General features: G+C 67.5%; 18 protein-coding genes. 4 read left to right on the plus strand and 14 right to left on the minus strand.

Translation table 11 applies throughout. The features are described from left to right. Positions 1–70: 70 nt before the first annotated feature. Positions 71–1,120, plus strand: a complete 1,050-nt coding sequence (locus tag EV650_RS12030; protein WP_134118292.1) for an LLM class flavin-dependent oxidoreductase — start codon at positions 71–73, stop codon at positions 1,118–1,120. A 116-nt stretch (positions 1,121–1,236) separates the two neighbouring features. After that, positions 1,237–2,094 carry a peptidoglycan recognition protein family protein gene (locus EV650_RS12035; protein ID WP_134118294.1) on the plus strand — a complete coding sequence of 286 codons (858 nt, stop codon included), beginning with the start codon at positions 1,237–1,239 and terminating at the stop codon, positions 2,092–2,094. Positions 2,095–2,174: 80 nt separating this feature from the next. On the opposite strand, the gene EV650_RS12040 is transcribed toward EV650_RS12035, so the two are convergent. The 5 genes from EV650_RS12040 to EV650_RS12060 are packed head-to-tail and all read right to left on the minus strand — an operon-like array spanning position 2,175 to position 5,980. Next, positions 2,175–2,735, minus strand: a complete 561-nt coding sequence (locus EV650_RS12040) for an HAAS signaling domain-containing protein (protein WP_134118297.1) — start codon at positions 2,733–2,735, stop codon at positions 2,175–2,177. Next, the gene (locus EV650_RS12045) at positions 2,732–3,073 is read right to left on the minus strand and encodes a PadR family transcriptional regulator (RefSeq protein ID WP_134118299.1); all 342 of its coding nucleotides are present in this window, start codon (positions 3,071–3,073) and stop codon (positions 2,732–2,734) included. The genes EV650_RS12040 and EV650_RS12045 overlap by 4 nt, the downstream gene beginning before the upstream one ends. Before the next feature lie 45 nt (positions 3,074–3,118). Continuing rightward, positions 3,119–4,690: a DUF6297 family protein gene (locus tag EV650_RS12050; RefSeq protein WP_134118301.1), complete on the minus strand. Its 1,572-nt coding sequence runs from the start codon at positions 4,688–4,690 to the stop codon at positions 3,119–3,121. Next, a complete protein-coding gene (locus EV650_RS12055) occupies positions 4,687–5,334 on the minus strand; it encodes an ABC transporter ATP-binding protein (protein WP_134118303.1) in 648 nt (215 codons plus the stop codon). The genes EV650_RS12050 and EV650_RS12055 overlap by 4 nt, the downstream gene beginning before the upstream one ends. Before the next feature lie 10 nt (positions 5,335–5,344). Next, positions 5,345–5,980 carry an O-methyltransferase gene (locus EV650_RS12060; protein WP_134118305.1) on the minus strand — a complete coding sequence of 212 codons (636 nt, stop codon included), beginning with the start codon at positions 5,978–5,980 and terminating at the stop codon, positions 5,345–5,347. A gap of 105 nt (positions 5,981–6,085) precedes the next feature. On the opposite strand from EV650_RS12060, the gene EV650_RS12065 reads away from it, so the two are divergent. Further along, the gene (locus tag EV650_RS12065; protein ID WP_134118307.1) at positions 6,086–7,063 is read left to right on the plus strand and encodes a carbohydrate kinase family protein; all 978 of its coding nucleotides are present in this window, start codon (positions 6,086–6,088) and stop codon (positions 7,061–7,063) included. On the opposite strand, the gene EV650_RS12070 is transcribed toward EV650_RS12065, so the two are convergent. Further along, entirely contained in the window at positions 7,060–7,479 is a 420-nt protein-coding gene (locus EV650_RS12070; RefSeq protein ID WP_134118309.1) for an ester cyclase, read from the minus strand. The genes EV650_RS12065 and EV650_RS12070 overlap by 4 nt on opposite strands. A gap of 71 nt (positions 7,480–7,550) precedes the next feature. Between EV650_RS12070 and EV650_RS12075 the strand changes: the two genes are divergently transcribed. Further along, entirely contained in the window at positions 7,551–8,144 is a 594-nt protein-coding gene (locus tag EV650_RS12075) for a TetR/AcrR family transcriptional regulator (RefSeq protein WP_134118311.1), read from the plus strand. On the opposite strand, the gene EV650_RS12080 is transcribed toward EV650_RS12075, so the two are convergent. The 8 genes from EV650_RS12080 to EV650_RS12115 all read right to left on the minus strand — a co-directional run bounded on the left by EV650_RS12080 (position 8,132) and on the right by EV650_RS12115 (position 17,238). Continuing rightward, the gene (locus EV650_RS12080; protein ID WP_134118313.1) at positions 8,132–8,818 is read right to left on the minus strand and encodes a GntR family transcriptional regulator; all 687 of its coding nucleotides are present in this window, start codon (positions 8,816–8,818) and stop codon (positions 8,132–8,134) included. The two genes, EV650_RS12075 and EV650_RS12080, sit on opposite strands and share 13 nt — an antisense overlap. Before the next feature lie 44 nt (positions 8,819–8,862). Beyond that, positions 8,863–10,140 (minus strand): alpha/beta fold hydrolase, encoded by a 1,278-nt coding sequence (locus tag EV650_RS12085; RefSeq protein WP_134118316.1) that lies wholly within the window; start codon positions 10,138–10,140, stop codon positions 8,863–8,865. Next, on the minus strand, positions 10,137–10,946 hold the full coding sequence (locus EV650_RS12090) for an ATP-binding cassette domain-containing protein (protein WP_134120036.1): 810 nt from the start codon (positions 10,944–10,946) through the stop codon (positions 10,137–10,139). The genes EV650_RS12085 and EV650_RS12090 overlap by 4 nt, the downstream gene beginning before the upstream one ends. A 5-nt stretch (positions 10,947–10,951) precedes the next feature. Then, a complete protein-coding gene (locus tag EV650_RS12095; protein ID WP_134118318.1) occupies positions 10,952–11,752 on the minus strand; it encodes an ABC transporter ATP-binding protein in 801 nt (266 codons plus the stop codon). Continuing rightward, positions 11,749–12,732: an ABC transporter permease gene (locus EV650_RS12100; protein ID WP_134118320.1), complete on the minus strand. Its 984-nt coding sequence runs from the start codon at positions 12,730–12,732 to the stop codon at positions 11,749–11,751. Before EV650_RS12100 ends, EV650_RS12095 begins: the two co-directional genes overlap by 4 nt. A 127-nt stretch (positions 12,733–12,859) precedes the next feature. Beyond that, a complete protein-coding gene (locus EV650_RS12105) occupies positions 12,860–13,723 on the minus strand; it encodes an ABC transporter permease (protein ID WP_134120037.1) in 864 nt (287 codons plus the stop codon). A gap of 3 nt (positions 13,724–13,726) precedes the next feature. Then, on the minus strand, positions 13,727–15,421 hold the full coding sequence (locus EV650_RS12110) for an ABC transporter substrate-binding protein (RefSeq protein WP_238174165.1): 1,695 nt from the start codon (positions 15,419–15,421) through the stop codon (positions 13,727–13,729). Beyond that, positions 15,421–17,238: a glycoside hydrolase family 127 protein gene (locus tag EV650_RS12115; RefSeq protein WP_238174166.1), complete on the minus strand. Its 1,818-nt coding sequence runs from the start codon at positions 17,236–17,238 to the stop codon at positions 15,421–15,423. Before EV650_RS12115 ends, EV650_RS12110 begins: the two co-directional genes overlap by 1 nt. Between the last annotated feature and the right edge of the window lie 87 nt (positions 17,239–17,325).

Here is a 17,325-nt window from a genome sequence, read left to right on the forward strand (position 1 = left end):
GCACCCCGGTCTTGACCAGCCAGCGAGACGTCCCAAAGTCGACTAAACAAGTGAACTTAAGCTGTTTTGCATGACTTTCCTCTGGTACATCCCGAACCAGGTCGACCCCGGTCACCGCGGCGACGACACCGTCCAGGGACACAACAGCATCGACCGGCTGACCGAGCTGGCCCGGCTCACCGAGGACCACGGCTGGGGCGGCGCGCTGATCGGCACCGGGTGGGGCCGGCCCGACACGTTCACGGTCGCGACCGCGCTCGCCGCCCGGACCACGACCTTCCAGCCGCTGGCCGCGATCCGGCCCGGATACTGGCATCCCGCGCACTTCGCGTCCTCGGCGAGCACGCTCGACCAGCTGAGCGGCGGGCGGCTGCTGATCAACATCGTCTCCGGTCAGGACAACCTCGCGGCGTACGGCGACAGCGAGGGCGATCAGCCCCAGCGCTACGCCCGCACGAAGGAGTTCCTCCAGCTGGTACGGCGGTTGTGGACCGAGGAGGACGTGACGTTCACCGGCGAGTACTTCTCGGTCACCGGATCCACGGTCGCGACGCATCCCGTCGTACGGGAAGGTCGGCCGCATCCGCGGCTGTACTTCGGTGGCGCGTCGGATGCCGCGCAACGAGTCGCTGCGACGGATGCCGACGTACAGCTGTTCTGGGGTGAGCCGCTGGACGGGATCGCCGGGCGGATCGCTCGGCTGCGGGAGCTGGAGAGCGAGCTCGGTCGCGAACACGCGCCGCTGGAGTTCGGGCTGCGGATCACCACGTTGGTCCGCGACACCACCGAGGAGGCCTGGGCCGACGCCGAGGCGAAGGTCGCGAAGATGGCCGAGGCGCAGGGCTCCAAGGACCGTCGCTGGTTCAAGGCCGTCGGCCAGCAGCGACTGCTCGAGCTCGCCGAACGCGGCGAGGTCCTCGACGACAACCTCTACACCGCACCGGGCAAGTACGGTGGCGGTGGCGCCGGCACCACCTGGCTCGTCGGCTCCCCCGACGAGGTCGCGAAGTCGCTGCGCAAGTACCGCGATCTCGGCGTCACGCACTTCATCCTCAGCGACACGCCGTACCGGGAGGAGACCGTCCGGATCGGCGACCAACTGCTGCCGCTACTGACCTGAACCTCCAAGCCTGAAAGGATGGCGTCATCGCTTGACGTCGCGTGCCGAGTGTGATCGGTTGATTACCGAGCGCCAGCGTCGGGTATGGGGCGCTGTGAGGCACGTGAGGAGCACAGATGGTCGAATATCTGCCCCGGTCCGCGTGGAACGCGCGACCGCCGAAGGCCGGTCCGGGCAACCTGACCGTGTCCCGGGTCGAAGGCGCCGTGATCCACTGGCCGGGCACCGGGTCGACGAGCGTCATCCACAGCCAGGCAGCGGTCGCGTCCGCGTTGCGCGGCTGGCAGGACTACCACATGGACAGCCGGGGCTGGTCGGACATCGCGTACCAGGTCGCCGTCGACCAGGCCGGCCGGGCCTGGACGTTGCGCGGCCTGCGCACCCAGTCCGGCGCCAACGGCGACAACGACGTGAACGAACGGTACGGCGCGATCCTGCTGGTCCTGGTCACCGGCGAGCAGCCGTCCGCCGCCCTGAAGGCGACCACCCGCGCGGTGATCGCCGACTTCCGCAAGCTCTACCCCCGCGGTACGGCGATCCGGCCGCACTCCGCGGTCCGTCCGGAGCCGACCGACTGCCCCGGCGATCCCGCCCGTGCCGCGATCGCCCGCGGCGAATTCACCCCTGGCCACTCGGAGGACGACGACATGACTCCCGCCCAGATGCAGGAACTGAAGAACTTCATCGAGGCCCGATCGCAGGCGTACGCCCTCTGGGTGCACAAGCAGTTGCGCCGCGATCTGTCAGGGGTGATCAGGGCGTACGCGCTCGACATCAAGAACTACGAGCGCCAGACCGACGCCGCCGACGCGGCCCGCGCTGCCGCCGCTGTCTGGGCGACGGCCCCCAAAAGCCTCCAGGTAGACGGCACCCCGAACCAGGATCCGGAAACCCCGGACCCGAACACCGACCCGGCCCCCGCCGACCCGGACCTCGACCCGTTCCCCCCGGTCGACACAACCCCGGCCCAATAAGCCCGCCCTCCCACCCAGGTCCCGCCGCTTTGTCGGCGGGGCCTGGTTAGGTGTTGGGGTGGATCTTGCAAGTGGCTGGTTTATGAGGCCTGACGCGGCGCGCGGGCGTTCAGCGCCAGGGCGGTGATCAGACCGATCGTGATCACCGTGTCGGCCAGCAGGCTCAGCCAGATCGGGGCCTGGAAGAACGCATCCAGGAACAGGGCCGCGGCGTACCCGATCGGCCAGGTCAACGTGCCGACCAGCTTCCAGACAACGGTCCAGCGATTCGACGTCCAGAGCAGCCCGACGCCGATCCCCCAGCCGATCACGGCCACCAGCCCGCTGAACGACAGCAGGTACGGCGCGACCAGCAGCAGCCCGACCGCGACGAAATCCCGCGGGCGCAGCCGCGGCGGGACCTCGACCCGGACGAGGCCGTCGGTCGCGGCGGCAACGATCTCACTCGGCCGGCCGAGCCGCCGCAGCACCTCGCGGATCTCGTCCTCGGACGTCGCACCGCCCGCACGCGCCTCGGCGATGTGCGCCTTCATGTCGGCGAGCAGCTCGTCGCGCCGTCCGGCCGGCAGCTCCGCGGCCTCCGTGGCCAGCTCGTTCAGGTACGCGTCGACCAGGCGATCGCTGTCCAGTTCCATGCTCATCCCCGTCTCCCACTCTGCAAGATCTTGTCGACCGAGGTACAGAACCGCTGCCAGTCCGCGGTGAACGCGGCCAGCGCCCGGCTGCCCTCGGGTGTTGAGGTGTAGTACCGCCGCGGCGGGCCTGATTCGGACTCCTGCCAGCTCGTCTCGACCAGACCTTCGCGGCGCAGCCGGGCCAGCAGTGGGTAGATCGTGCCTTCGGTCGTCACCAGTCCGTCGACCTCACCGAGCGCCTTGACCAACTCGAAACCGTACCGAGGCTCTCCCTGCAACAGCGCCAGCACGCAGAACTCCAGCGTCCCGCGGCGCAGTTGTGTGAAGACCTTCTCCGCTACCATGCAAGACAAGGTACCTGTTCACACCACGGTAACGCAACGTGAGCGTCAGTCAGTTTTCGGGCGTACGGCGAACATCACCGCGAGGACGAACGCCGGGATGGCCAGCACCCAGGTGGAGCTGATGCCGAGCAGGACCGGCGCCAGGCAGACCAGCAGCAGATCGAAGCCGCGCATCGGCTGGGAGAACAGGCCGGGCGGGATCGCGCCCATCGGTGAGGAGACGAGCGGACCGGAGTACGACGGTGGTCGCGCGGAGGCCTGCCGGACCGCACCGGCGAGCATGCCGGCGGCGACCGCGAACGTGGCCGGGGCGCTGCCGATCGCCGGGGACGCGAGCGCAGCCCAGAGGATCGCGAAGAGCCCGGGTACGACGGCCATGATGACCCGGAGCTCACGCAGGTCCATCCCGAGCGCGCGGACCAGACCGGTCGATCGGCAGACCGACCGGAGCCCGTCCATCAACGGACGTACGGCACCGAACCCGGCGAACCCGGCGGCGACAGGCACGAGCGCGTCGAAGCCCGCGCCGGCGACCGCATACGGTACGACGAGCAACGCGAAGCCGATCACGAGCCGCCGAGGCCAACGCAGAATCCGGACGAACTCGCGATGCACGAGCGCCCCGCCGCGCGAGCCGTGACCGCGGCGGGTGTGCGCCCGTCCTTTCAACCGCCAGTGCCGGCCGGCGACCACGTCGGCGAGCATGCTGATGTCGAGGCTGCTCGCCGCGCCCGCGAGACCGGCGAGGAGTTCGCCGCCGGCGATCACACTCGTCCGCGTGAGCTTGTCGAGCGACCGCGAGGTGACGACCACCAAGGCGATGCAGAAGACGATCAGGACACCGAAGAGCACCGGCAGCAGCGTATGCGCCGGTTGGTCGATCAGCGCCGTCCCGAATCCATAGTCGTCAACGACATCCGTGTACATGACGGCAGTCGTCGTCGTCATGCCCGCCTTCGGGCGCGAGTTCGGTTGCGCGGCGAGCAGCACGGCCGGAATCACGGCCGCGACCAGCAGGAGATCCGCAACCCGCAATGCCCAGCGGGACCGCTGGGCCGTCTGCTGCACCCATACCGTCACCGCCGCCGTACATACGAGCAGCGCCGCCATCAGCGCCGCCGCCTCCACCACACCGAAGAACTGCGTCCCCAGCAGCGCCCAAACGACCATCGAGGCGAGGAAACCGATCACGGCCGCCACGACCATCACCAGCCGGTACGTCGGACGCAGCAGACTCGCCCGATTCACTGGAGTGGCCAGCAACCAGAACCCGGTCGCCTGGGACGCGGACACCGGTCCGACACTCAGCAGCACCCGGATGGTGGTTGCCAGCAGCAACGGCACGACGATCCACGGCATCCAGTGCGACAGCTCGCCACACGTGAACGACGTACACCGGGCCGCGTTGGTGTTCAGGTGATGTACGACGTTCCCGCCGGTGGCGCCGACCATGGCCAGCGTGAACAGGACGAGGTACACGTCCTCGAAGATCTGCCCGAACGAGCGGTCCGCGTGCCGCCGCCGGGTCGTCCGCATCCATTGCCGCAACGCCCGCGACGTCGGGATCGCGCCGTAGTCCGACGGGTCGAAGACGACCGGGCCTTCCGCTGAGCTCATGGCAGCGGGGTCAGGGTCACGATGGAGTCGGCGACTGACTCGACCAGGGCCGGGTCATGGCTCGCGAAGAGGATCGCGGTGCCGGACTTCTTCTCCTCGATCAGCCGGTTGGACAGCCACTGGACGCCGTCGGTGTCGAGGCGGGCCTCTGGCTCGTCGAGCACCATCAGCTTGCGCGGGCGGACCAGGGCGGTCGCCAACGCGAGGCGACGCCGCTGACCGGACGACAGCGACCCGGGCAACTGGTCAGCGGCCGACAGCAGGCCGATCTCGTGGAGCGTCGTGTCGACGAGATCCTCCGGTGAGGCGTTGCCGTGGGCACGGGCTAGCAGGTCCAGGTGCTCGGCCGCGGTCAGGTCCGGGAAGAAGTCCAGGTCGTCGAGCAGCGTGGCGACATCACGCCGTACCATCTCGACCCGCTCGTCGATCGGCAGACCGTCGAGCAGGATCTTCCCGGCGGCCGGCTCGGCCGAACCGACGATGCACTTGAGTACGGTCGTCTTGCCGGCGCCGTTCGGGCCGACCAGCGCGATCGCCTGGCCGGCCCGCAGGGTGAACGTCAGCCCTTCGATCACCGGCCGGTCGCCGTACTTGTGCTGCAGGTCGGTCACGGCGAGCCGCGGCGCCGCCTTCTTGTTGCTCATTTCCTCCTGCTCACTTCTTGCGGACCAGCGTCAGCCCGTCGCCGATGCCGAGCATGATCACGTCGACCCGATCGTCCTGCGCGACGTGCGCGTTGAACTCCTTGCGGTCCGCGGGACCGTCGGCGTCGATCACGCGGCCGCCGGCCAGCGTGTTGTCGAACAGCAGCAGCCCGTTCGGCCGGATCAGCGGCAGCACGGTCTCGTAGTACCGGATGTACCAGTCCTTGTCGGCGTCGACGAAGGCCAGGTCGAACTCGCCGTCGAGCTTCGTCACGGACTCGTGCGCGTCGCCGATCCGGAGGTCGATCTTGTCCGCGACCCCGGCCCGCGCCCAGTAGCGGCGCCCGATCGAGGTCCACTCGTCGCTCACGTCGAGGCAGATCAGCTCGCCGTCGTCGGGCAGCCCGCGCGAGATCGCCAGCGCGGAGAACCCGGTGAAGGTGCCGATCTCGACCGCCCGGCGGGCGCCGATCAGCCGGGTCAGCGTGGTCAGCAGACCGGCCTGGTCGGCGGTGGTCAGCATCCCCGCGGGGTTGCCGAGCTTCTCGGTCTCGGCCCGCAGCTCGGTCGCGATCTCGTCCAGCGGCATGCCGTGGGCGACCATGTAGTCGTGCAGTTCCTCGGTCACCGGTACCTGATGGCCCATGAATTCCCGCCCTCCGTGTATTTGTTCGGTCGCCTGTAGTCTCTATTGGCTGCTCGTTGGCCGTACACCGACCCCAGCTCTATCGACTCACAGGGAGCTATACGCATGCGCATCGCCATCGCGGGTTCGATCGCGACCGACATCCTGATGACGTTCCCGGGCCGGTTCAAGGACCAGTTCCTCGAGGAGCAGATGCACAAGGTCTCCTTGTCGTTCCTGGTCGACGAGCTGGTCGTCCACCGCGGCGGGGTCGGCGCGAACATCTGCTACGGGATGGCCCAGCTGGGGTTCCCGTCGCTGCTGGTCGGCTCGGTCGGCGCCGACTTCGCCGAGTACGGCGCGGCGCTGACGGCGGCCGGCGTCGACATCTCGCACGTCCGCGTCTGCGAGAACGTACACACCGCGCGGTTCACCTGTACGACGGACCTGGACGCGAACCAGATCGCCTCGTTCTACACCGGCGCGATGGCCGAGGCGCGGGAGCTCGACCTGGGCGCGATCCATCAGGCCACCGGCGGGGTCGACCTGGTGCTGGTCGGCGCCGACGACCCGGACGCGATGCTCAAGCACACCGAGCTGGCCAAGCAGCACGGGATCGCGGTCGCGGCGGACCCGTCGCAGCAGTTGGCGCGGATGGACGGTGCGGATATCCGTACGCTCGTCGACGGGGCGGCGTACCTGTTCAGCAACGAGTACGAGGCCGGCCTCATGATGCAGAAGACCGGCTGGAGTCACGGCGAGATCCTCGAGCGGGTCGGCGTACGCATCACCACCCACGGCGGCGACGGCGTCGTGATCGAAGACACCAGCGGGATCCTGGCGAAGATCGCGGCTGTCCCCGCGCCCGGCCTGGTCGACCCGACCGGCGGCGGCGACGCGTTCCGCGCCGGCTACCTCACCGGCCGCGCGGCGGGCCTCGACCACGAGTCGGCCGCCCACCTCGGCTGCACGCTGGCCACCACGGTCCTCGAGACGGTCGGGACGCAGGAGTACACGCTCGACCACCCCACCTTCCTGGAGCGGCTGACCAGCGCGTACGGCGCCCCCGCGGCCGCCACCGCCAAGCAGGCCCTCCCCCTCTAAGACAGGCGCGCTAGAACACCCGTCTGCGCAAGGAGCGCGAACCGGTCCGGCGAGCCCCAATGCTCGACGATCCGGCCGTCCACGACCCGGGCCATCTCGAAGAGCGCGATGTCGATCGGGGCGTTGCTCGGCGGCCCGAAGAACGACCCCGTCGCGGTCCCCCGCGCCCGCCCACGCGCCCAGACCACGTCACCGACGACAACCGAATCCTCCAGCGTGTACACGATGTCCGGCATCATCTCGTACACCTGCCGGATCGCGGCCTTCACGTGTTCGCGCGCCTGGTCACCCCGCCCAGCGAGGCCGAACTGATGCTCGATCAGGTCCGGCGCACACACCTCGTCGACGATCGCGTCGTTCCCGGTCGCGAACCCGTCGTACAGGATCCGCTCCAGTACCTCTCGTGGTCCTTCCATGACTCCCCCTCTGCATTGGTAGTGCACTCGCTGCAGTATAACTGCACTGAACACAGTGATAGTGTGCCCACATGCCTGAGGCTGTCAAGACCTATCGCCAGGTGCAGGCCGAAGAGACGCGGAGCCGGATCGCGCGGGCGGCGCGGCGACTGTTCGCTGCGCAGGGGTACGGCGCCACGAGCATCGACGCGATCGCCAAGGAGGCCGGCGTCGCGACCCGGACCGTCTACTCGGCGTTCGGGACCAAGCGGGAGATCCTGTCGCTGATCTGCGACCAGTGGCTGACCGAGGCCGGCGCTATCGAGCGGGCCGACCAGGTGTTCGCGATCGAGGACCCGATCGAGCGGCTCCAGGGCGCGGCCGGTTGGCTGACGAACCTGTACTCGGCCGGCTTCGATGTCGTGCTGATCTTCGAGGCCGCGACCGACGAAAGCCCGGAGACCAAGGCCCTGCTGCGGGCGAAGCTTGCCGGCCGCAACCAAGTGATGGACGCGATGATCGCCTCCCTCGGCGACGTACTACGGCTGCCGCTCAAGCAGGCGCAGGCGATCTACCGGGCCCTCGCGGCGCCCGGCGTCTACCAGGAGCTGGTCGACGAGTCCGGTTGGACTCCGGAAGAGTTCGAGGGCTTCGTCGCCGACTCGCTGCTCCGTCAACTGCTCTGAGAGCGAGCCCACAACCCACGGACGTGGCCGATGTGGCGCCGCATCAGTTGCTCGGCGCCTTCTGCGTCGCCTGCCTCGACCAGGTCGATGAGCTCGTGGTGTTCGGTCGCTGACGGGAGCAAGCGGCCGCTCTCGACCAGCGGGGTGAGGCCGAGGAGCCGGGTCTGCGATCGCAAGTCGGACACGACGTCGACCAGCTTCTGGTTGCCGGAGTACGCGAGCAACGTGACGTGGAAGACCCGGTCTGCCTCGATGTACGCGATCAGGTCGCCGGCCTGCGCCGCCACCACGATGTCCTCGGCGAGACGCCGCAGCCGCGGGTAGTCCTTCGGTGGGATCACCGGAACCACGTCGCGGATCGTCGGTGGCTCGATCAGCTGCCGGAGCGCCGCCAGGTTGTCGAGATCCGCTTCGGACACCTCGGTGACCCGGAAGCCCTTGTTCCGCAGCGAGATCACCAGGCCCTCGCGGACCAGGTCCAGCATCGCCTCGCGGACCGGTGTCGCGGAGACCCCGAACCGCGCGCCGAGCGTCGGCGCCGAGTACACCTCGCCCGGCTTCAGCTCGCCGGAGATCACCGCCGCCCGCAGTGCGTTGGCGACGCTGTCGCGTAGGTTCTCGCGTTGCGCCAACCGCCGTACGCTCGGCATCGGCTCGATCGAATCGGCAGCCATCGGTTCACCTCCCAGGGTCGTCGCCCATTGTGAATCACCAGTCCTCACCGACCGGGGATGCCACCCCCGACGGACGCGACCAGCTCGGTGAGCCGCTCGAAGACGCGGTCCGAGCCGAGCCCGTCGTGTTCGTACTCGTTCGTCACCCAGGCCTGTACGTTGCCGACCCGGCCGGCGGTGTCGAGCTGCAGCCCGGAGTCGACGTACATGTCATCGAAGTACACCGCCGCGGCCACCGGTACGTCGTTCGCCGCGAGCCGCTCGAGGTCGTACAGCTCCGACCACCGCGGCCGCTGCGCCAGGACCTCGACCGCGCCCTGGAACGGCCGCAGTCCGCGGATCTCGGCGAACATCCAGGGGTACATCATCTCGCCGGTGAACAGCAGCGGCCGCGCCTCCTCAGCGAACTCCGGTCGCCGCGCTCGCTCCGCCTCGGCCGCCCACGCGGTCGCACCGTCACCGGATCCGTAGATGCTCTCCTGCAGCGCGGCGAACAACGGTTCCTCGAGGTACGACGACAGGTCGAGAGCCTGGCCCAGGAAGGTGTCCGAGAGCTCGTCACCGTCGAACGCTTCGTCGATCAGCCAGTGGATCCGCTCATACCCAGGCTTCATCCCGAAGGCGATTCCGAGGGACTGGAACCGGCGTACCGTCAGCCGATCGCCGTCCGGCAGCCGTACGTCGTCAGCCGCCAGCCGGTCCGCGATCGCACCGACTCGCTCGACGTTGTGCGGATACCGTTGGTAGAACTCGCGGTTCTTGGCCGCCACCCGCGGATAGGTACGCCGGTACACCTCGGCCGCCGACGGATCGATCGAGGCGAGCCCGCCGGTCACATAGCAAGCGGTCAAGGCGTCAGGTGCCTTGGACAAGTAGGTGAGCGTGAGGAATCCGCCGTAACTCTGACCGAGTGTCGACCAGCGAAGTCCCCCGAAGACCTTGTTCCGCAGGTGCTCGGCGTCCGAGATGATCGAGTCTGCCCGGAAACAGGCGAGGTAGTCGGCGCCTTCCTCGGCAGACATCGTCGCGATCCGCCGACGAGTGACCGGCGTGCTCCGGCCTGTGCCCCGCTGATCCATCAGCACGACCCGGTACTTCTTCAGCGCTTGCCCGATCCACCCATTCACACCGATCGGCCGCGGACCCCTCCCGCCCGGACCACCCTGCAGGAACAGCAGGCACGGCAGGTCTTCGTCCTTGCGCGTCGGGTCGACGAGTTCGCGCGCGAAGACCGTGATCGTCTCGGCCGGGTTCGACCAGTCGAGCGGCACTTCGACGGTGTGCTCGCGGACGTGCATCCCGGGAATCGTGTAGCTGATCATTGAGCCTGCCTTCGTTTGGCGTCCCATTCAGGATTGATCCGCGGTACGGCGGCCAGCAGGGTCTTCGTGTACTCGTCCTGAGGGTCGCCGAACACCTGGTCCCGCGGGCCTAGCTCTACGATTCTGCCTCGGTTCATCACCGCGACCCGCTGGGAGATCTGGCGTACCACGGCCAGATCGTGCGCGATGAAGATGTAGCTGAAGCCGCTCTCCCGTTGCAGCCGCATCAGCAGGTCCAGCACCTGGGCCTGGATCGAGACGTCGAGGGCCGACACCGCCTCGTCGCAGATCACCAGCTTCGGGTTGACCGCGAGCGCGCGGGCGATCCCGATCCGCTGCGCCTGCCCACCGGAGAACTGCGCCGGGTAACGCCGGCAGTGGTCTGGATTCAACCCGACCCGCTCCATCAACTCCTGCGCGAACGCCCGCCGGCCCGTGGGCGGCGTGATCCCCTGGTAGGTCAGCGGCGCGGTAATGATCCGCTCGACGGTGTACCGCGGGTTGAGCGACGAGAACGGGTCCTGGAAGACCACCTGCACGTCGTTGCGGAATCGCGCCAGCTCCCGACCACGCGCCCGGGTCACGTCCTGCCCGTCGAACACGACCGTACCGCTGGTCGGCTCCAGCAGCCGGGCCGCGATCCGTGCCGTGGTCGACTTCCCGCTACCCGACTCCCCCACGATCGCGAGCGTCTCGCCGAGCTCGACCTCGAAGCTCACGTCGTCGACCGCGGTGAAGGTGGTCTTCCGCGCCCGCATGCTCTCGCCCCGCGTGACGAACTGCTTCGTGACGCCACGGATCTCCATCAACGTCACAGGGCCACCTCGTCGTCAATCCGCGGTACGGCGTCCAGCAGCATGCGGGTGTACTCGTGCCGCGGCGCCGAGAACACCTGCTCGGCCGTCCCGTACTCGACGGGATCTCCGGACCGCATCACCAGGACCCGTTGCGCGATCGAGCTGATCACCGCGAGGTCGTGGGTGATGAAGATCATCCCGGTGCCGGTCGTCGACTGCAGTTCGGCGAGCAGCTCCAAGATCTGGGCCTGAACGGTCACGTCGAGCGCAGTCGTCGGTTCGTCCGCGATCAGCAACGACGGCGAGCAGCACAGCGCCATCGCGATCATGACTCGTTGGCGCTGGCCACCAGAGAACTGGTGCGGGTAGTGGTCGACCCGCCGGGCCGGATCAGGGATCCCGACACGGTCGAGAGCGTCGATCGCGACCTGTCTGGCGGACCGGCGCGAGCCTCCACGGTGCGTCTGGTACATCTCCGAGATCTGCAAACCCACGGTGTAGTAGGGATTCAGCGACGACAGTGGGTCCTGGAACACCATCGAGATCGCGTTCCCGCGGACCGATCGCAGGTCCCGCTCCGACTTCCCGAGCAGCTCGATGCCATCCAGCTTGACGCTTCCCGACGTACGCGCGCCACGCGGCAACAGCCCGAGTACGGCGAGTGCCGTCATCGACTTGCCCGATCCGGACTCGCCGACGATGCCGAGCGTGTCGTCCCGGCCGACGGTGAACGACACGTTCTTCACCACGTCCACTGGACCCCGACTGGTCGGGAACGTGACGGTCAGATCCTCGACCACGAAGAGATCACTCATGTCGACACCACCCGTACGCGAGGATCCAGCGCGGTGTACAAGAGGTCCACCACAACGTTGCCGATGACAACGAAGAACGCGGCCAGCAGGGTGACCGCCATGATCACCGGTTGGTCGTTCTTGGCGATCGAGTCGGCCGCCAGCTTGCCGATCCCGTTCAGCCCGAACACGGTCTCGGTGATCAGCGCGCCACCGAGCAGGCCGGCGAAGTCCATCCCGAAGATCGTGGTGATCGGCGTCAACGCCGGTCGTAATGCGTGCCGTCGCATGATCAGCGAACCGCTCAGTCCCTTGGCCCGGGCCGTCCGGTAGTAGTTCTCCGACAACGTGTCGATCACGTTGCTTCGGGTCAACCGTGCGTACAGGCAGGCATAGCCGACGGCCAGCACCACCCACGGCATCAGATACGACTCGAACCAGACAACAGGATTGTCAACAAACGACACGGCCGCCGGGAACGGCAGCACCTGCAGCTTCACCACGAGCACGTACTGCAGGACCAGCGCGAGCACGTAGTTCGGCACACTGACCCCGCCGAGCGCGAGCGCCATGGCGGACCGGTCCCACCACGTGCCCTGTTTGATCGCACTGACGAGTCCGCCGATCACACCGGCGAGCAGCCACAGTACGGCGGCACCGACCGCGACCGTGACGCTGACGGGGAGCCGGGCGGTGATCATGCTCCACACCGACTCGTTGGTCTGGAAGCTGTACCCGAGACAGGGAGCCGGGCAGTGCACCGAGCCGTACTGACGTCCGACGAAGATGCCCCGCAGGAACTCCCAGAACTGGGACAGCAGCGGCTGGTTCAGCCCGAGCACGTTCCGGATCGAGTCGATCCGGTCCGGCGTACACGTCTTGCCGCAGATCATCACCGCGGGATCCGGCGACAACTTGAAGAAGATCAGATACGTGAACAGACACACGGCCAGCAGAATGAGTACGACACTCCCCAATCGACCAAGGACATATCGGGTCATGGGGCCTCCCGGTCTGGACTGAGGAGTGGAGGGAGCGAAGCGACCGGAGCGACCGGAGCGACGAGGGAAGACCGGGAGCCAAGGCCCCATGACCACGCCGGCGCCGAAGGCCCGGCCAAAAGCACAGTCATGCGGCCACTCCCTGGTCGACCATGGTGCGGATCTTGTCGCCGAGGACCGTCAGCGAGAGCACGGTGAGGAACAGGAACGCGCCCGGGATCGCGAAGAACATCGGATCGACCGAGTACCAGCTCACCGAGCTCGCGATCATCTGACCCCACGACGCGGTCGGCGGCGACACTCCGACGCCGAGGAACGACAGGCCGGCCTCGGTGCCGATGTAGCCCGGGATCGCGAGCGTCGTCATCACCACGATCGAGCCGCGCAGGTTCGGCAGGATCTCCCGGAACACCACTTGGGTGCCCTTGGCACCGGACGCCCGCGCCGCCTCGACGAACTCCCTGTTCGCCAACGTCATCGTCTGGCCACGGATCACCCGGGCCAGATACGGCCAGCCGAACGCGCTGATCACAACAACCAAGAGCACCGGCCGATTGCCCGCCGGAAGCGAGGACAGGATCGCGATCATGAAGATCAGCGCCGGGAACGCCATCAGGAAGTCCATCAGCCGTGAGATCACCTGATCGACCCAGCCGCGGTAGAACCCGGCCAGCATGCCGAGCACCACCCCGAGGATCCCGGTCAGCAACGTCGCCGACAACGAGATAGTGATCGACACGCGAGCGCCGTACACGATCCGGGCGAAGAGGTCGCGGCCGTTCTGCGGCTCGACGCCGAACCAGTGCGAGCCGCTGATCCCACCGAGCGCACCATGCGGCACGCCGCCAAGGTCGGAGTTGGTCGCGGCCGAGTCGAACTGGTACGGCCCCCAGCCGCTGAGCTTGGTGATCAGCGGCGCGGCGACGGCCATCAGCACCACGATCGCGAGGAACGCCAGGCAGGCGAGTGCGCCTTTGTCCTTCTTCAGCATCACCTATTTCCCGGCATCCTTGAGACCCACCGAGACCAGGTCGATCCCGCCGGAGAAGCCGTCGTGCAGGTACGCGCCGCCGATGTTGCTGCCGACAAGCATCAGCACCTTCTCGTACAGCAGCGGGACGACCGGCGCGAGGGCCATGATCTGCTTGTCCAGTTCGCCGTACGCCGCGTTGGCCGCCTGTACGTCGGTGAGCTTGGAGATCTCGTCGATCTTCGCGTTCACGCCGGCGTCGTTCAGCTGGGACAGGTTCGTGTTGCCCTTGGTGGTGATGTTGCGGCCGTCGAACAGCGGCGGCAGGAACGTCGCACCGGACGGCCAGTCCGGGCACCAGCCGGTGATCGCGGCGTCGTGCTGCTGCGACGTCGTACCGATCACCTCGTAGTAGGTCGCGGTGTCGATGGTGTTGATCTTGACGGTGATCTTCAGCGGCTCGAGCGCCTGCTGGATCGCGACCGCCATCGCCTGCATCTTCGGCTGGGCGCGGGTGTCGAGCGTCATCGTGAAGCCACTCGCGAAGCCGGCGTCGGTCAGCAGCTTGCGTGCGCCTTCGACGTCACCCTTGTGGTCCGGGCTCGGGTACGGGTCGTAGTCCACCCGGCCGGCCACGGTCGGCGGCTGGATGCTGGTCCCGATCTCGGCGAGCGCCGAGCCACCGTCCGCGTCGCGAACCGTCTGCTTGTTGATCGCGAGGTTGATCGCCTGGCGGACCTTCACGTTGTCCAGCGGCTTCTTCGTGGTGTTCAGACCCATGTACGTCGTACAGCCGTTGATCCCAGTCATCGTCCGCTGCTTCAGCTGCGGGGTCTGGATCCGGGCAACACTGGCGGCCTGAATGGTGCCCGCGATCGCGTCGGCGTCGGTGCCCTGACCGGCGATCATTCGCTCGTCGATCGTGGCCGGGTCGAGGCCGAAGGTCCACTGGAAGGCCTCCGGGTTCGCCGTCCGGACGTCGTCGGTCTTCTTGTCCCACTTGTCGTTGCGGACGAGCTTCAGCGAAGCGCCCGGCTTGTACTCGGCGAGCTTGTAGGGGCCGGACGAGATCGGCTTGCTGTCCAGCTGATTGCCCGCGCCCTGCCCCTTCGGCACCGGGGTGAAGGTGTTCTGCGCGACCACGCTGCCGAAGTCAGCGAACGGCTTCTTCAGGTGGAACACGATCGTCTTCGCGTCCGGTGTGGCGATGGTCGACAGGTCACCCGACTTGTACGGGCCCTGGTACGACGCCGGCGCCTCGATCAGCTGCTTCGCGTACGGCGAGCCGATACCGATCTCGGGATCCCAGGCCCGGGACACGCCCCACTTCACGTCCGCGCTCGTGATCGGCGCACCGGTCTCGAAGAACAGGCCGTCCTTCAGCGTGAAGGTCCAGGTCTTGCCGCCGTCGGACGGCTTGCCGGTATCGGTCGCCAGGTCCGGGACGATCTTGGTGCCGTCGGCACCCGGTGCGGCACCTTGGGTGGTCAGCGTGCGGTAGATCAACCGGTAGAAGTTGTTGACACCGCCGTCGAAACCGCGGGCCGGGTCGAGGTGCGAGTACGCCGCATTCTGCAGGACCTGGAGGGTGCCGCCCTGTGCCGCCTTCGCACCCGGTCCGGCCGATTCACCGCTTGACCCGGTCGTGCCGCCGCCGCACGCACTGAGTGCGAGCGCGGTCGATGCCACAAGCCCGACCAGCATGAGAGTTCTCTTCATTAGTTGTCTCTTTCGGTTCGCAGCCACACACGCATGGCCAAGGCCTGACGGTTTCCCCAGCGGAAGTATGGAACCAACGTCACCGGCACTTCACCGATGGCTGATTCGCGGGTCTGTTCGGTGATCACGGGGTAGAGCTCGTTCGCCGGAGCCGGTGCGACGCCGCCGGTCAGCTCGAGGACGAGCAGGTCGTCCTGCTGCCGCGCGATCGCCGCACTGACGGCTCTGGCCGTCAGCAACAGGTCGTCCACCGGTACTTCGACATCTTGTTGCTCGACGCAATAGACCAACGGTCCACGAGCGACCGCGATCGCGCCCCGGGTCGCATCCAGATACGGGTGTGAACCGTGCGCTCTCGGTGCCATCGGCAACGTCAATCGAAGAACGTCACCAATAGCAAACTGCTTGCGAACCACCGCCCAGCCCGCCTCGACAGGCTGTCCGTCGAGCCGAGCGCCGACTGCCCACGAGGGGATGCGGAGTGCGATCGCCTGCTCGGCAGCAGTCGATTCCTCAACCGTGACAGCAATCTCGCCGTCCCACGGGTAGGCGGTTCTCACGGAGACTGTGAGGTCGGCGGTGCTGATGCGCGCGTCGGCGTACACCCCGACGTACAGGATGTTGTCGCGGGCAACTGCTAGGTGGTCCTGGAGCTCGGACATCCAGCGGACGATGTTCGGCGGGCAGCACGGGCAGCCGAACCAGGCCCGCCGGAGCGGCTCACCACCGTCCTCGGCGCCCGAACGCTGCTCGTGATCCGGTCGGCGCTGCAACGGATTGTCGTAGAAGAACGCCGTACCGTCGACCGAAAGCCCAACAGCGTAAGCGTTGTAGAGCACAGTCTCGTAGACATCGAGGTACGACGCCTTGCCGGTCGCGAGGAACATCCGCCAGGCCCACTGCATGGTCGCGATCGCCGCACACGTCTCGGTGTACGCCCGCTCGGACGGGAGCTCGTACCGGTCACCGATCGCCTCGTCGGAGTGCCGGCTGCCGAGCCCGCCGGTGAGGTAGAGCTTCGTCGCGACCATGTCGTCCCACAACCGCTCGAGCGCGGTGAGCAGCGTCTGATCGCCGGTCTCCAGGTACACGTCCGTCGCGCCGGCTGCCAGATAAGCCATCCGTACGGCGTGCCCGGTGACGGACGGCAGCTCGCGGAACGGCACGTGGTCCTGGAAGTACTCCCCCGGGAAGATCGTGTGCTTGAGCTTCCCCTGGCCGCGGCGATCGACGAACAGCTGCGCCTGGGTGAGGTAGTCCGCGTTCCCGGTCTCTCGATAAAGCTCGACCAGCGCCATCTCGACCTCGGGATGCCCGTCGACGACCTCCTCACCGTCGACGCCGAACCTCCGGACGACGAGATCCGCGAACCGGGTGGCGATTGTCAATAATCGCCCGTCCGACAATCGACGGTTCGCCGCGATCGCAGCCTGGATCAGGTGACCGAGGTTGTAGAGCTCGTGGCCCCAGCCGAGGTCCGACCAGGGCTGCTTGGGCTGGTCGGGGTCCTGGAAGTACGAGTTCAGATAGCCGTCGTCGGCTTGTGCCTGCTCGAGCAGTCCGACGACCTCCTCGAAGAACTCCCGCGCGCCTGCCGACCGGTCCGCCTCGTAGGCGAGGCCTTCGAGCGTCTTGTACAGATCCGTGTCGAGGAACGGGTACCGCCCGCGATACGGCCCGATCGACGGATCGGCCAGCCGCTGGAGGTTGTCCAGGTTCCCCGCCTTCCGCAGCTCCGCGATGACATGCGGGATCGTCGCGTCCCGGTTCCGCTGCTGCCAGTCGCGCAGCAGACCACCGGTCAGCTCTGCTCTCACCTCAGTACCGTGTGACATTGCACTGACCTTAAGTGCAATGTCACACCTTGCCAAGAGATTCCGAAAGACGTTTACACGCCGGAAACC

The organism is Kribbella kalugense (genome assembly GCF_004365875.1).
GTDB lineage: Bacteria > Actinomycetota > Actinomycetes > Propionibacteriales > Kribbellaceae > Kribbella > Kribbella kalugense.

Bases quoted from the DNA above. Each gene is read 5' to 3' on its own strand.
- EV650_RS12055 (WP_134118303.1), bottom strand. From the start codon at position 5,334: ATGAGCAACAAGAAGGCGGCGCCGCGGCTCGCCGTGACCGACCTGCAG.
- EV650_RS12075 (WP_134118311.1), top strand. From the start codon at position 7,551: ATGCCTGAGGCTGTCAAGACCTATCGCCAGGTGCAGGCCGAAGAGACG.
- EV650_RS12100 (WP_134118320.1), bottom strand. From the start codon at position 12,732: ATGACCCGATATGTCCTTGGTCGATTGGGGAGTGTCGTACTCATTCTG.
- EV650_RS12030 (WP_134118292.1), top strand. From the start codon at position 71: ATGACTTTCCTCTGGTACATCCCGAACCAGGTCGACCCCGGTCACCGC.
- EV650_RS12040 (WP_134118297.1), bottom strand. From the start codon at position 2,735: ATGAGCATGGAACTGGACAGCGATCGCCTGGTCGACGCGTACCTGAAC.
- EV650_RS12050 (WP_134118301.1), bottom strand. From the start codon at position 4,690: ATGAGCTCAGCGGAAGGCCCGGTCGTCTTCGACCCGTCGGACTACGGC.
- EV650_RS12035 (WP_134118294.1), top strand. From the start codon at position 1,237: ATGGTCGAATATCTGCCCCGGTCCGCGTGGAACGCGCGACCGCCGAAG.
- EV650_RS12060 (WP_134118305.1), bottom strand. From the start codon at position 5,980: ATGGGCCATCAGGTACCGGTGACCGAGGAACTGCACGACTACATGGTC.
- EV650_RS12070 (WP_134118309.1), bottom strand. From the start codon at position 7,479: ATGGAAGGACCACGAGAGGTACTGGAGCGGATCCTGTACGACGGGTTC.
- EV650_RS12080 (WP_134118313.1), bottom strand. From the start codon at position 8,818: ATGGCTGCCGATTCGATCGAGCCGATGCCGAGCGTACGGCGGTTGGCG.
- EV650_RS12045 (WP_134118299.1), bottom strand. From the start codon at position 3,073: ATGGTAGCGGAGAAGGTCTTCACACAACTGCGCCGCGGGACGCTGGAG.
- EV650_RS12110 (WP_238174165.1), bottom strand. From the start codon at position 15,421: ATGAAGAGAACTCTCATGCTGGTCGGGCTTGTGGCATCGACCGCGCTC.
- EV650_RS12085 (WP_134118316.1), bottom strand. From the start codon at position 10,140: ATGATCAGCTACACGATTCCCGGGATGCACGTCCGCGAGCACACCGTC.
- EV650_RS12105 (WP_134120037.1), bottom strand. From the start codon at position 13,723: ATGCTGAAGAAGGACAAAGGCGCACTCGCCTGCCTGGCGTTCCTCGCG.
- EV650_RS12065 (WP_134118307.1), top strand. From the start codon at position 6,086: ATGCGCATCGCCATCGCGGGTTCGATCGCGACCGACATCCTGATGACG.
- EV650_RS12090 (WP_134120036.1), bottom strand. From the start codon at position 10,946: ATGGAGATCCGTGGCGTCACGAAGCAGTTCGTCACGCGGGGCGAGAGC.
- EV650_RS12095 (WP_134118318.1), bottom strand. From the start codon at position 11,752: ATGAGTGATCTCTTCGTGGTCGAGGATCTGACCGTCACGTTCCCGACC.